This is a genomic window from Thermogemmatispora sp. (assembly GCF_042408735.1).
In the GTDB taxonomy this organism is placed as follows: Bacteria; Chloroflexota; Ktedonobacteria; order Ktedonobacterales; family Ktedonobacteraceae; genus Thermogemmatispora.
The window spans coordinates 20,646-34,072 of sequence record NZ_JBHOQV010000056.1 but is presented as its reverse complement, the minus strand read 5'-3'; the positions used below and the strand labels follow the sequence as shown (position 1 = coordinate 34,072).

General features: G+C 60.7%; 10 protein-coding genes and 1 rRNA gene. 2 read left to right on the top strand and 9 right to left on the bottom strand.

All coding sequences use genetic code 11. The features are described 5' to 3' along the window. Nucleotides 1-143 (top strand): 23S ribosomal RNA (locus tag ACFMO7_RS04185); the annotation flags it as partial. A gap of 270 nt (nucleotides 144-413) precedes the next feature. Here ACFMO7_RS04185 and ACFMO7_RS04180 read toward each other — a convergent pair. From ACFMO7_RS04180 to ACFMO7_RS04170, 3 genes are all read right to left on the bottom strand, one after another. Further along, the gene (locus ACFMO7_RS04180) at nucleotides 414-1,961 is read right to left on the bottom strand and encodes a (Fe-S)-binding protein (protein WP_376794273.1); all 1,548 of its coding nucleotides are present in this window, start codon (nucleotides 1,959-1,961) and stop codon (nucleotides 414-416) included. A gap of 227 nt (nucleotides 1,962-2,188) precedes the next feature. Beyond that, a complete protein-coding gene (locus tag ACFMO7_RS04175) occupies nucleotides 2,189-3,349 on the bottom strand; it encodes an SAM-dependent methyltransferase (RefSeq protein WP_376794275.1) in 1,161 nt (386 codons plus the stop codon). 15 nt (nucleotides 3,350-3,364) lie between these two features. Beyond that, on the bottom strand, nucleotides 3,365-4,699 hold the full coding sequence (locus ACFMO7_RS04170) for an FAD-binding oxidoreductase (RefSeq protein ID WP_376794272.1): 1,335 nt from the start codon (nucleotides 4,697-4,699) through the stop codon (nucleotides 3,365-3,367). A 317-nt stretch (nucleotides 4,700-5,016) separates the two neighbouring features. Between ACFMO7_RS04170 and ACFMO7_RS04165 the strand changes: the two genes are divergently transcribed. After that, nucleotides 5,017-5,574 carry a DinB family protein gene (locus ACFMO7_RS04165; protein WP_376794271.1) on the top strand — a complete coding sequence of 186 codons (558 nt, stop codon included), beginning with the start codon at nucleotides 5,017-5,019 and terminating at the stop codon, nucleotides 5,572-5,574. A gap of 219 nt (nucleotides 5,575-5,793) precedes the next feature. On the opposite strand, the gene ACFMO7_RS04160 is transcribed toward ACFMO7_RS04165, so the two are convergent. The 6 genes from ACFMO7_RS04160 to ACFMO7_RS04135 all read right to left on the bottom strand — a co-directional run bounded on the left by ACFMO7_RS04160 (nucleotide 5,794) and on the right by ACFMO7_RS04135 (nucleotide 13,398). Beyond that, nucleotides 5,794-7,272, bottom strand: a complete 1,479-nt coding sequence (locus tag ACFMO7_RS04160) for an FAD-linked oxidase C-terminal domain-containing protein (RefSeq protein ID WP_376794270.1) — start codon at nucleotides 7,270-7,272, stop codon at nucleotides 5,794-5,796. Nucleotides 7,273-7,537: 265 nt separating this feature from the next. Beyond that, the gene (locus ACFMO7_RS04155) at nucleotides 7,538-8,485 is read right to left on the bottom strand and encodes a hypothetical protein (protein ID WP_376794269.1); all 948 of its coding nucleotides are present in this window, start codon (nucleotides 8,483-8,485) and stop codon (nucleotides 7,538-7,540) included. A 259-nt stretch (nucleotides 8,486-8,744) separates the two neighbouring features. Then, nucleotides 8,745-8,915, bottom strand: a complete 171-nt coding sequence (locus ACFMO7_RS04150) for a hypothetical protein (protein WP_376794268.1) — start codon at nucleotides 8,913-8,915, stop codon at nucleotides 8,745-8,747. Nucleotides 8,916-8,945: 30 nt separating this feature from the next. Further along, on the bottom strand, nucleotides 8,946-9,296 hold the full coding sequence (gene rsfS / locus ACFMO7_RS04145) for a ribosome silencing factor (protein ID WP_376794274.1): 351 nt from the start codon (nucleotides 9,294-9,296) through the stop codon (nucleotides 8,946-8,948). 376 nt (nucleotides 9,297-9,672) lie between these two features. Continuing rightward, the gene (gene mptA, locus ACFMO7_RS04140) at nucleotides 9,673-11,184 is read right to left on the bottom strand and encodes a GTP cyclohydrolase MptA (protein WP_376794267.1); all 1,512 of its coding nucleotides are present in this window, start codon (nucleotides 11,182-11,184) and stop codon (nucleotides 9,673-9,675) included. A 228-nt stretch (nucleotides 11,185-11,412) separates the two neighbouring features. After that, nucleotides 11,413-13,398, bottom strand: a complete 1,986-nt coding sequence (locus tag ACFMO7_RS04135; protein WP_376794266.1) for a protein kinase — start codon at nucleotides 13,396-13,398, stop codon at nucleotides 11,413-11,415. Nucleotides 13,399-13,427: the final 29 nt, after the last annotated feature.

Here is a 13,427-nt window from a genome sequence, read left to right as displayed (position 1 = left end):
GCCGACCCCAAGAGGCGCTTCCCGCTGTCCTGTCCCAACAGGACAGATAAGGTCCCAGGAAGACGACCTGGTTGATAGACCGGAGGTGGACACCTGGTAACAGGTGCAGCTGACCGGCCCTAATGACCGAACGGCTTGTGCTCCCTTTGCAACCTCGCCTCTGCCACGTTACACTGTCTGCGGCTCCTCTCGGCAAAATTGAGGCAAGAATTGCCCAGTTGTTAAGCGTTCTTCGGCATCTGTTATTTTTTGAGTTCCTAAACGAGAAGGAGAACCTGCTGGTCGCTCTGACGAGCAGGCTCTCCTTCTCGCTTTTCGCGGACGTCTCCCTGCAGAGGACCTGGCAGGAGAACACTGGCTTTCAGTTGCAGAGAGTGTCGCCCCGGCTGGCAACGGAGCAACGGTGGGAGCGATCAGCGTGAGCGACGCGCCAACCAGAAACCAATGACCGCCCCGGCACCCGCTCCCATGCCAACTAGCAGAGCACGCTGACGCTGTCGCCGTCGATGCGCTACTGCGGCAGCGGCGGGTTGACGGTAAAGGCCAGCGGCTCGATACGCCCGATCGAGTAGCTCGACCGGATGCAGAACCTGCATCTTTAAACCCCGCTCGCGGATGCCAAGGGCAATCTGCATCATGCAACCTGGATTGCCGGTAACAACTGCCTGAGCGCCTGTCGCGGCGACATGCTGCATCTTTCTCTCTAGTAGCTTGCCGGCCAGCTCCTGATTCGTGATATTGTAGATACCCGCGCTTCCACAGCACCAATCAGCCTCCTTTAGCTCTACCAGTCGCAGACCAGGGATGCTTTGCAGTAGGCGCCGTGGCTGCTGCTTGATTTTTTGGCCGTGGATCAGGTGGCAGGCGTCATGATAGGTAACCGTCAGAGGCACCTCGCCCATCTCCCGATTGAGATCGATCGAGGCCAGAAACTCGCTGATGTCCTTCACTTTAGCGCTGAAGGCGGCGGCACGCTCAGCATAGAGAGGGTCATCTGCCAGAAGGTGACCATATTCCTTGAGGTTGGAGCCGCAGCCTGCCGAATTAATGATGATCGCGTCGCAGTGATAGGACTCGAAGACATCGATATTGTAGCGAGCCAGCTCGCGCCCACGCCGTGCCTCACCGGCGTGAACATGCAAGGCGCCGCAGCAACGCTGCTGAGGAGGAGTAATAACCTCACAGCCATTGGCTGCCAGCACGCGAATCGTGGCCTCATTCACATCACGAAATACCTGATCCATAATACAGCCACTGATAAAGCCGACACGATAGCGACGCTCTCCCAGAGCCGGTGTCACCTCGGGTAGAGGGCGAGGGAAAAGATCCCCTCGTGCAGTCGCCATCAGGGCCTCGGGAGTCTTCAGTTGACCGCGGAAGGGAGTCGGCAGGGCATTGACCAGATCCAGCAGGCCGGTGGCATGGACCAGGGACTGAAGGCCGCTGCGCTGATAAACCTTGAGAGTTGTAAAGAAAAGCGTGAGCAGCAAGCGCGAGGGCAAAAGAAAATCGAAGAAAGCCCGGCGTAGCAATCGTGTAGTGCCTGACTCCAGAGCCGCTGCAGAGGAACCACCAGGGGGCTGGCTTGTCGGAGCCTGCTCCATCCGCTCGATCTCAAGCTGAATCTGCTCGCGCGCTGCCTCGATCAACTTCCCGAACTGCACCCCCGAGGGGCAGGCGGTCTCGCAGGCGCGGCAGCCCAGACAGCAGTACATATGCTCAATGAACTCTGGGCTGATAGCAATCCGCCCCTCTGCCACCGCCTGCATCTGGTAGATGCGCCCACGCGGCGAGTCCATCTCAACGCCGAGCAGGGCATACGTAGGGCAAGTTGGCAAACAAAAGCCGCAGTGTATGCACTGGCGCATTAATTGGTAAGTGTGTGTGTGGCGGCGAAGCGGCCCTTCGCCAGGCGCGGTAATGGGCAGCATCGTTTCCAGCGCCGTGGAGTGACTGGACATCTCTACCTCCCAGAGTAGTCTTGCTCGCAGAGGAGCGTTCGATCGGTCAAGCGAGTGAGCGTCACCATGAGAGCCTTCTCCCTGGCTGGGACGGCCTGGCTGCTCGCAGTCTGCCCCGTCCATCTAATCGCTCCTCTGCTCCACACTACCTGTCTTGTCTGTCTGCCGACCCTTCATTCAGCTCACGTGGCCGATGGCCTGACCTGGCCTGGCCGGAGCAAGTCGAATCAGCGCCTGCGCTCCCGCTCGCCCAGGCGACGAGCTGAGAAGGGCCTGCCTTGACCCTGACGAGGAGAAGCGGCTACAACAGTGACTTCCTGGCGATTGTGAAAAAGCTGGCGAGCCTGCACGATGGCATATGTCCCCTGCAAAATCCCAAGCGCCTCACGTAGAACGGGTAGCGGCTGAATGCGCTTCGTGGCGTGCGGCAACTTGAGAACGCTCAGAACAAAGCCGTCCTCCCTAAGCAGCTCTGCAGCTCGTACCAGCAGGCGAGCCGCATCGCGGGCATCCATGCGCATATCGTTGGTAATAACGGCGAAGCGCCGCGCCTGGCGCGGGGTCACCGCGGCAAGATAGACCTCAGCCGGGCAGCGTCGGTGCTCAAGACGGGAGGGCGGCAGCTCCTGCAGAGCGGGCGCAAGAGCCGCCGGGTCAACCGCTACCACGTGAAGACCCGCCTGGAGCAGGATACGTGTCCAGCCGCCAGGAGCGGCCCCCAGGTCCAGAGCCTCTCCCTCCTCTGGTAACGTCAAATGAAAGACCTCCAGCGCCTCAAGCAGCTTCAACTCTGAGCGACTGATCTGCTCAGGCAAACGAGCGAAGTGACGCTCGCCGCCTGGCCAGGAGCTCAGGTTCTCCTCTGCCAGCGAGATCCCCACAAAGCCCCGCTCAGCGGTCAACGCTATCGACAGCACAACGTGCGGCTTACGAACAAACTCGCGCGCTCCCGTTTCCTCGCTAATTGCGCTGGCCAGTTTCTGATTGAGCTGGCCGCTGGTATAGAAGAGAGGGCGAACCGACTGATGTGGCCCTGGTGGCAGCAGACGGGCTTGGACAGCAAAGTGTTCGCCTGGCCTGAGCCAGGCAAACTCTGGCAAAGCAGCTAGAGCAACGGCAAGGCGGGCGCAATCCTCGTCTATGGTGCCGCTCAGCTCGACCACAGCCTGGGCGGGCGCCAAATGGCGCGCAAAGATGGGCCTATGCTCCATTGCCTGGCGCAGCAACCTCCTCATATCGGAAACAGCGCACAAGGCAATGCCGGGGGCCAACTCCTCTTCCAGCTTCAGCTCGCCGCAGAGCAACTGCAGTTCAGCCAGGGCAGGCTCAAGGAACTCCGCCTGAGCCGTCACGATCACTCGCGCTCTATCGTAGGCTCCATAAGACATCGCCTTCACGAATAGCTACAGACCTCCCACAAAACGACCCTTCACAAAGACCCCGCTCGGATCCAGATGCTGCTTCAACCGCTGCATCAGCGGAAAATCAGAACCGACCGGCCCCCAGACATCGAACTGACGCTTTAAAGCGGTGGGGCCGCGTTCGACGACCAGACTGCCCTTGCCCTCCTGAGCCTGTTGTCGCAAGAGCCTGAGCATCTCCAGCAGCTCGCTGCTTACCTCCACGGGGCGCAGCTCAAGATAAACGATTCCGCTTCCCGCGTGGGCCACCGCCGCCATCTCCAGATTGAAGCGCCGACAAAGCTGCTCAGCAAACTGCAGGTAACCGGCGATCGAAGTAACCAACATCGTGGCCTTGCAAGTTAACTCACCACTCGTCTGGGCACGGACTGCCTCCCAGAACGCCTCTTGCTCGCTTCCCTCAAGATCCTCCCCCATCAGCGCGCCGTACTGGCGAGCCATCAGACGGGTTTCATCCATCTGGCGGCGAATAGCGCTGAGGCCCCCTTCGAAGTCGAAAGCCAGTGTATAACCATTGACTGGCAATGCCAGGCCGGAGCGGGCCGCAATGGCTCTGGCAGCGCCTCCATCCAGCAGCTCAATAGCTGTTGGGGTCAGAACAGAGCCGAGCACCGCGCTCACCAGGCGCATCGCATCAGTCACTGCCGGGAAAGTAAGCAGCAACGTTCGTTCCGCGCTGGGCAGAGGATGGAGCTTGAAATTCGCCTCCACAATGATCGCCAGCGTTCCCAGCGAACCGACATAGAGCTTATTCAGGTCGTAGCCAGCCACGTTTTTCACCACCCGTCCCCCGCTGCGGGCGATTTCGCCATCGGCCTGGATCGTCCGCAACCCGATAACCAGATCGCGCGCGGTTCCATAGCGAAAGCGGCGAGGGCCGCTGGCATTAGTTGCCAGGATACCCCCGATCGTAGCCTGCTCCGCATGGGGAGGGTCCAGGGCCAGACGCTGGCCGCGAGTGGCCAGTTGACGCTGGAGGGCGGCCAGCGTAATCCCTGCCTCAGTCTGGCAAGTCAAATCAGCCGCCTCGTGCTCTAGCAAGCGTGACAGGCGGGTCAGCTCGATAACAGCCTCAAGGCTGGCGGGAAGGCCGCCCAGTCCGAGATGGGTCCCGCCACCGCGTGGCAAGAGGCTCACCCGATAGCGATGAGCCAGGGCCACAGCGCGCGCCGCCTCCTCCACGGTCGCCGGAATAATCACAGCCCGAGGCTGCATCTCATCTACCGCATAGCGCTGCAGTGTTGCAGAATCAAGAAGGACGGCTGTCTCGGGGATCTGCTCTTGCAGGGCGGCAATGAAGCTGGCGAAGTCACCCATCAGGCTCTGCTCCTCCAGAATGAATGGTTAGCGCCGAAGCCGTTGCTGCGCTGTGAGATCGCCAGGCGTCAGACCGCACAGGCTCAAACGACAGACTCACCGGCTGGCTCCACACGGCACCGTCGTCGACATTATAGCATAGTTATTGCGCCTGTCCTTTCTTCCCTGCCGTGGTCCTCGGCCTGCAGGAGGGCGAACGAGCCAGACCGGCAGAGGAACCAGCAAAGGGGCAGAGGCAGGCCAACGGGCTGCCCTTCTCTTCTTGCCCTCCATTACCTTGCCTGGTTTGCTAGCCTCCGAGGCCAGGAGCGTTTATAATGAAAACTATGACGAACGAGGCCCGGCAATTTTCCAGCGAGTTTGATCGTATTGCGCAGGAAGTGCTTCAACTGCTACAACAGGTTCCAGCGGCACTACTTGACCATCCCTTCCCGACACCTGAAAGCTACTCCCTCTTCATGCTAGCCACCTATCTGGTCGAAGTTGGAGAATTCTGGATTGTCGGACAAGTTGGCAAGAAGCCGCACCCTTCTCCGAGCCTGGCCGAGTTTTGTGCCACGGGGACCCTGCCGGCGCTGGTAGCCCGCTATCAGCGTTGGCTAAAGGAAGTCCATAGCATTCTTGACAGGCTTCCTGATGAAGCGCTTGGTGAGCCCCTGGCTTTTGCCCTGGCGCCGGGAGGACTGGCTCAGATTGCCTCTATGAGCGTGCGGGCCTGCCTGCAGCAGGCGGTGCATCACTGCGAGCTGATCCTGGGGCACATGCGCACGCTAGCCCGTTCGCTGCTCAGCAGCGCCGAGGGAGAGCTACCGGCCAGTCCCCCAGGCACCTCTGCCGCGACTGAAGAGCGGCAGGGCCAGGATGGGCAAAGCTGAGCCTGGAGGATAGGGCTGCTCACCCAGCCTGCGTACCAGCCTTTTCCCGCTCCCGTCTCTGTCCTAACACTGCTTGCTTGCTAAAGAAGACAAAGCGCGAGTGGCAAGCTAGCCGGGCGAGAGCGAGCATTGCGGCGCGACGGGCAGGCGAGAGGGCACCCGGGGCGCCGAAGATGCCTCTTGAGGCTGGCGGCGCTCGTCGCAGAGGGACTGCCTTCCTCAGAGCTGTTTGATCTCCGCGCAGCGTCCTGGGCGTGGGAAAAGCTTGCCGGGGTTAAAGAGTTGCTCCGGATTCCATGCCTCGCGAACCTGCTGCATCACACGGAGATCGACGGCGCTGAAAATCAGGGCCATTTCCTCCTGCTTCTCGACGCCCACGCCATGCTCACCAGTGATCGACCCACCGACCTCGGCGCAGACCGTTAAAATCTCATGGCCAGCCTGGCGTACTCGCTCGACCTCGCCGGGCACCTGCGAATCGAACAGGATCAGTGGATGGAGATTGCCGTCGCCGGCATGAAAGACGTTGCCCACGCGCAAGCCATAGTGGGCGCAGATCTCACTCACACGGCGCAGCACATAGGGCAGCTTAGTACGGGGTACAACCCCATCCTGTACATAGAACTCGGGGCTGATGCGGCCCACGGCTCCGAAGGCGTTCTTGCGCCCTGCCCACAACAACTGACGTTCCGTCTCGTTGGCCGCAATACGTACCGAGCGTGCATGATTGCGCTCGCAGATCGCCACGATGCGGGCGGTCTGCTCCTCCACCTCCTCGCGCAGGCCCTCCGCCTCCAGTAGCAGGACCGCGGCGGCATCCAGCGGGTAGCCGGCATGCATATCCGCCTCCACGGCCTGCAGAATCATCTGGTCCATCATCTCGATGGCGGCGGGGATCATTCCGCTCGCGATGATTTCTGAAACCGTATTCGAAGCATCGTCCATGCTGTTGAAGACCGCCAGCATGGTCTTGACCTGCTCTGGCAGATGGACGATGCGCGTGATGATCTTAGTCACCACACACAGAGTACCCTCGGAGCCTGTGATCAGGCCCGTCAGATCGTACCCTGGCCGATCGGCTGTCCAGCCGCCCACTTCGACGACCTCGCCATCGGCAGTCACGATTTCGAGGCCCAGAACATGGTTAGTGGTTACTCCATACAGCAGCGTATGGGGGCCGCCGGCGTTCTCGCCCACGTTCCCGCCGATCGTGCACGAGCGCTGGCTGCTCGGATCGGGCACATAGTAGAAGCCGCGCGGATTCAGCGCGTTGCTCAGGTGCAGGTTAACCAGGCCTGGCTGTACCACGGCCCGCATATTGTCGTAGTCGACCTCCAGGATACGGTTCATCCGCGCGAAGGCGATGACAATGCCTCCATAAAGGGGGATCGCGCCGCCGCTTAAGCCCGTTCCGGCGCCGCGTGGAACAACCGGAACGCGGTGGCGGGCGGCAATCTTGACTATCCCGGCTACCTCCTCAGTAGAAGAGGGAAGGACCACAATATCTGGCCGGCTCCGGTCGATGGAGGCATCATACTCATAGAGCATCAAATCGTAGGGCTCGTGGAGCACATAGCGCTCTCCCAGTAAAGCGCTCAGCTCGCTCACCACTCTGGCCTTGCGCTCCTCCGAGAGACGCTCGAAAGGTGGGGCAACCGTTTCCCTGGCGCTGGTTGCTGGCAACTCTGTAATGCTCATAAGCCTGGCCCTTCTTCCTCTGGCGCCGCTGCTCTGCTGCGCCTTTGCCTGTTTGCTCGCTCGCTTCTGTTCGTTCAAGCTCCTTGCTTGCTCTCGGCCCATATTAAATCAAGGCCGTTGGAAGGAGGAGCCACATTCGCCAGCTCCTTCTTCCCTTCAGAGAGAATGATATCACCTTGCTGAGCGAACTGGAAGGGAGGCCCAGCGAGAGGCTAGTCCTGATCATCCTGTGGGCGGCCCCCCTCCTGCACGCTGAGCGAAGCGCCTATCCTCCGTGGGGAGGTGAGCGAAAGAGACGCCAGCACCAGAGGCAGCTAGCAGCAAGAGCAAGGGCCAGGCCAATCAGGAGTGCCAGCCGCAGCGGACCAGGCCCGCTGGTTGAGTCCCCTTCCGTCTGGGGACTGGTGGACGAAGAAGGGAAAGAAGAGAGCGACGAATGGTCGGAAGCGCTCTGACTGGAAGCCATGTTCGCCGTCGCCGGTGAAGGGGATGGCAAGCGCAAGGCGTTCCAGTCTGGCTGAGTGCCGGCGTTGGCTGAGGCTGGCGTAGCTGAGACGGTCTCTCCAGCGCTGGTTCGTCCTGGGGAGGCGCTTGTGGGGGCCGTTGCGGTTGCCCTGGGCGTGGCTTGAGGGGATGGCTGGGGGACCGGAGCGTTGCTGGCGCCAGGTGTGGGATCGGTGGTTGAATGCCAGACTGCGGCTCCATCGCTTGTGCGGGCGAAAGACTCATCGATATTTAATTGGGGTACATTGACTGCATCAATCACTGCTGAGCCGTTAAAGAGTAGCCGAAGCGTAAAAGGACCATTAGGGAAAAAGAGTTGCGAATCCGGGAAGACCACCAGAAAGCCGTGGGCGGGTAAGGCTGAGGAGAGCGGCAGCAGAAAGAGGGTAGTCTGAGGACCGGTATCGAGGGCGGCGTGGACCGCGTAGAGATCGATGGGCTGATCGAGGGGGTTATAAAGCTCGACCCAGGCGTCGCGATTGAGGGTAGGTGTGCCGGCGGAAGAGCAGTTCCAGGCGCTGGCGGGCCGGGTGAGGACCTCATTCAGCACAATCGCCTGAGAGCGCAGCGGTGGGGGTTGAGCGCCCGATATGGGGAGAGGGACGGGGGAGGCGCAGCCATGCACGGCGGCAGCCTCACCTCCTTTCGCCGTCACAGCGGACAAAAAAAGAAAAAAAGCAAGAGCGAGTAAGACTACCGTATACCGCACATGGACCTCCCTACTACTATCCTTCCTCGTTTATGCTTTCTCTGCTTTGCTTAGCTTACTATAGAGAAGAAGAGCTGAGTATCAGTAGACCTTTCAAAGGCCGTAGACGGGCAGGTAACGGGCCAGAGCCAGCCTTCCGGATGGGCGAAGCCTGACGAGGCAGACAGCAAGCAAGACCCAACTGACCGGAGGCGTAGCAGGCTTTGCCCCCTTTCTGCGTCTGCCGTAGCGCGCTGGCGCTGGCACTACGCTCTTAAAATCACTGATACAGGTATTCAAACGGGATAGTGCGCCGTCGGTGCAGCAGCTTCCGCAGAGCCTCAACGCTGCTTTCACCGAGCGTAAAAGCGATTACCGAGCCGATGATGAAGCCGCAGATGCCGCCGAAGGCTGCCCCCTCGAGGAACATGCGGTTGCGCAGAAATGTCATCGTTGACCACCTTTTCTAGAGTAGAGTCTGCTATTGCAGGTAGACTACCGTTTTTGCCTCGCTCCACAAGCGTTCGAGCCGGTAGTACTCCCGCTCTCTTGGCCCGAAGATATGGACGATTACGGCGCCGAAATCCAAGAGGACCCAGCCTGTCGAGGCGTCGCCCTCTTGATGGAGCAAGCTAGCGCCCTGCTTCTCCAGCTCCTCTTCCAGGGCATCGGCGATGGCCTGGATCTGGCGCTCGTTGCTCCCGCTACAAATGACAAAGTAGTCGGCGATACTGCTCAGGCCCTGAAGGTCGAGCAGGACGACATCTGACGCCTTTTTATCAGATGCCACGTCGACCGCCGTCCGTGCCAATTTGCCTGGGTTCAGAAGCAGTTGTTCCACAGTGACTCTTACAGGACCTCCGTCTTGTCTGCAGCCAAGGGAGAGACAGACCCTCTCAGACTGATGCGGATTCATTGCGCGCTCTATTGTAACGGCATTATAACACGTTGGAGAGAAGTTGTTAAGGGGCTGGCTGAAGGGAAAAGAAACCTCAACCAATTGGGGCCTGCCGGAGCAAGGGGCCTGTGCTCTGAGGAGGGTATGCCACGGTGGGGGGAGGAATGAAGCCAGCCCGGTACTCACCGGGCTGGCTGGCTAGCCAGAGTACAGGAGGGTCTGGCCGTTCTTCCTGCTGTCTCTGGGTGCTTTGCGAAGCCCCTGGTGGCTGGTGGGAAGCCTGGCCAGGGGGATAGTCGATCGGCGAGAGCTACTCGATCCTCCTGAGCCATTCCTCCCGCGTCGTATGGTGGCTCACAGTGGCCTGCTCGCAGATCTCTGCTCGCAGCTCAGCTAGCGTGCCCCATCCCTCGGCCACCACATCATATTTGTGGATGGTCTCCTCGTTGCGTTGGCTGGCCCAGACAAAGGTATCGGGAGGGAGATACTCATAACGCTCGACAACGGCCCGCAGCATCTCGCGGACAACATCCTCCACGAAGCGCGGATTAGCATGGGCCTTATTGACCACATACAGCTCATCGGGCCGTTTCAGCAGGGCATAGTTCTCCGAACTCATGGCATTCTCTGCGATGCTGATCAGCTCTTGAGCGTCGATCAGCTCCTCGGAGCCGATCATCAGCACCGCTCTTCCACGCTGGTTGTGAGTGGCCAGCGGTGTGACATCGAGCATTTTCTCGATGGTCTCCTCCGGGAAGCCTTCCTCGCGCAGGCGGACGCGGGCGAAGGAGTGCACCATATCCTGGGCGCAGGGGCAGGCCACCATGCCCTCGACCTCGACGCCTATCAGGCGACGCGCTCCTTTCCCTGTGGCCACAGCCTGGGCCAGCAAGCCGTAGACTTCCTGAGTTGGCCGTCCCGAGATGGGAGTCCATTTCTGAAGGGGATAGGCCGTACGCAGGTGCGCCTCAGCCCGTAACACCTGTTGGCGCTCGACAATCCGGCGGGCCAGATGCTCGGCCAGCAGCTCGACCCGGGGCCAGGTTGTCAGGCTGGTCTCATCCAGGACCTCTTCCAGCGCCTCGCTAAAGCGCGACATGTGCACGCCCGCCCGGACAGGATCGAGATCGGCGTAAAGGTCGAAAGCGATCTGAAACCACTGAGCCCGCTCATCGTTACCAATCAGAATAGCCTTCTGCAGTCCCGCTACCCCCACCCGTCCCAGGCGTACATGGACGGCCGGTTTGCTGTTTTGAATGTCGTGCTCCAGGGGGACGCGCAGGCTCTCGGCCAGCTTTTTAACGCCATCCTGGGGCACGGAATCCCGCAGTTCGCTGATACGACGCCCGCTGTTCGGATCGATCAGCTCGGGGGCGATCTCGGCCAGCGGTACCAGCACAAAGGCTCGCTCGGCCATTCTGGGGTGAGGAATAGTCAGATGTTCTGCCTGCATCTGCAGATTATCGTAGAGAAGGATATCGATATCTATGGGTCGCGGCCCGTTGCGCACGGTTGGACGGCGTCCCAGGGCAGTCTCAATGGCTTTGGCATAGGCCAGCAACTGCTCAGCGGAGAGGGCAGTGCGTCCGACGCAGACCATATTAAAAAAGCGGGGCTGCTCAGTGTACCCCACCGGCTCGGTCTCGTAAACCGAGGAGACCCTGCTGATCTCAACAACCTCCCGCAATCGTTGGAGTGCTGCGGCCAGATTTGCCCGTCGGTCTCCCAAATTTGAGCCGAGCTCCAGATAGACGATATGCGTTTTCGCTGGAGATTTGCCATTCGACGAGTACCCGGCTGAGGCAGTCAGGTCCAAGCTCATAAAAAAAGTGATCCTCCTGGAAGCCCCTTCCATAGTTGAACGGATAGCATCCTCATCGTATTGTAACACCGGGCGGAAGGTTTTCCTTCCACCCGGGCAGGCTGGTGGCCTGGGGGGAGCGCTAGCCGCCGGACCGGCCTAAGCCGGGTGAGGCTCGCAGCGCGGAGCGGAGGCGAGCCGAGCGGAGCCGAGCCAGGACGGGAGTCGGTGAGCGTGGCTGAGGCGTGGCTAGCTCTGGTAGGCGAAGACCCAGATGTCGCTGAAGATGGCCTCGCTGCCGTTGTTGCTATCGCCTCCCACGAGCAAGCCAATCAGACCCTCGCTGTAGGCCGAGTCAGTGAAGCTGTTGATGACAAGCTGGTTATTGATGTAAAAGCGGAAAGAGGAGCCGTGAGCCAGGACCATGAGCATATTGGGAACGTTGTAGCCCGTCTGGATAGCATTCGAGTGGGTCCAATCGATCAGCGTCAGCCAGGCCTGAGGATTGGTACCCGTGGCGCGCACGAAGCGATACTGGCCCTGGCTATTGATTTCAAAGACATAAAAGCTTGGGGTGGTCGGATCGAGGCGAAAGACCACGCCGCAGAAATCGCCGCGCAGCAGACGCGCCTGAACCTTGATTACGGCATCGGTCATATGCTCCTGGCTGGAAAAGCACCAGGCCGCTTCGTGGGGACCCAGGGTCTGCACGTGGTAACCCTGGGAGGAGAAAAAGCACTGACTCCCAGAGCTAGCCCAACCGCCGCCGGGACTTTTCAGGTCGTACTGGTAGAGCAGGTTCCCCGCTCCGACTGAGGAAGAGATGCCGGCGGTGGCCTGGGCGCGCGAGCGTGCCAACTGAGTGGCCATCGCGTTGGCCTGAGCGATGGCGGTCTGGGTGGCCTGGATCTGCTGAGGGTTTAGCGTGGCACTGCCGGAGCCGGCCCCTTTGCCAGCCGAGGGTGAGCTGCGCCAAAGGGTCATGAGGGGAACAAGCAGCAAGGCTAAGAGCAAGCAAGCTGCAACAAGGGAGAGCAGGCGGAAGCGTCGGTTCGGCAGGCGCCTGATCGTGGCGCTTGCGGCGAGGAGCGTGCTCTCGCTGGCGACAACCTCCTGGGGAGGAGGAGCTGCTGAGGCGTTCCCGTGGGGACCTGGCTCGAGCTGGCTATCGTCCTCTGGGGGTTCCGGCAGGTCCGTAAGAGGGAAAAGCTGAGGGGTGGCCGGAGGACGCACCATTTCCCGCTCCTCGTCGGGAACGATAAAGGTCTCCTGTTCGGCCAGGCGGGAGGGACTGGGCCTTGCCTCGGTCTGGTTTTCCTCGGCGATCACGGTCGAGTCATCGTTGACCGGCGTAGCGACGGAGGCCCCCGACTCTCGCAGGGCCAGGGTGCCGGGCCGAGGCCGGCTGCTGCGCCCGCGCTCCTGCTGCAAAGCTCGCCAGTAGGCGAGGGCCAGCTCTTGTGCCTCCTGGAAACGCTCGTTCGGGTCTTTGGCCAGCGCCTTGAAGATCACCTCTTCGACGGCGGGCGGAATCTCGCTATTGAACTCACGCGGCGAGGGTGGGGGCGTCTGAATATGACGCAAAAAAATGGCGACCGGCGACTCCGCCGTGAACGGCACGCGCCCTGTCAGCATCTGGAAGAGCACGACGCCCAGCGAGTAGATATCGCTGCGGTAATCGCTGATGCCGTTGGACTGCTCCGGCGCCATATATTCAGGTGTGCCCACGATCGTGCCGTCGCTGGTGAGCGACTCCGCTCCCATGATAGCCTTTGCCAGGCCGAAATCGGCAAGGTAGGCGTAGCCGTCAGGCCGCAGCAGAATGTTCGAGGGCTTGACGTCGCGGTGGAGTACGCCATGGTCGTGAGCGTACTGCAGGGCCGAGGCGATCTGGTCAAGAAAGCTGGCGGCCTCTTCCAGAGTCAGTCGCTTGCGCCGGTGTAAATAGTCGCGCAGCGTTCCCCCCTCAACATAGGGCATGACAAGATAATACCAGGGACTCTGCTCTCCAAAGTCGTAGAGTGGTAAAATGTGATCGTGGGATAGGGCGCCAACCGCCAGCGCCTCCCTCTCGAAACGGCGGATAAACGATTCGTCCCGTCCGTATAGGACCTTGATAGCGACCTGCCGTTTGACACGGCGGTCGTAGGCCACGTACACTTCGGCCATGCCTCCCTGGGCAATGCGGCGGCGTAGCTCATAGCGCCCAAGCGTGAGTCCTTCGATCCCCTTCATCCTATGACTCCTGATCCGTTGCCTCGCTC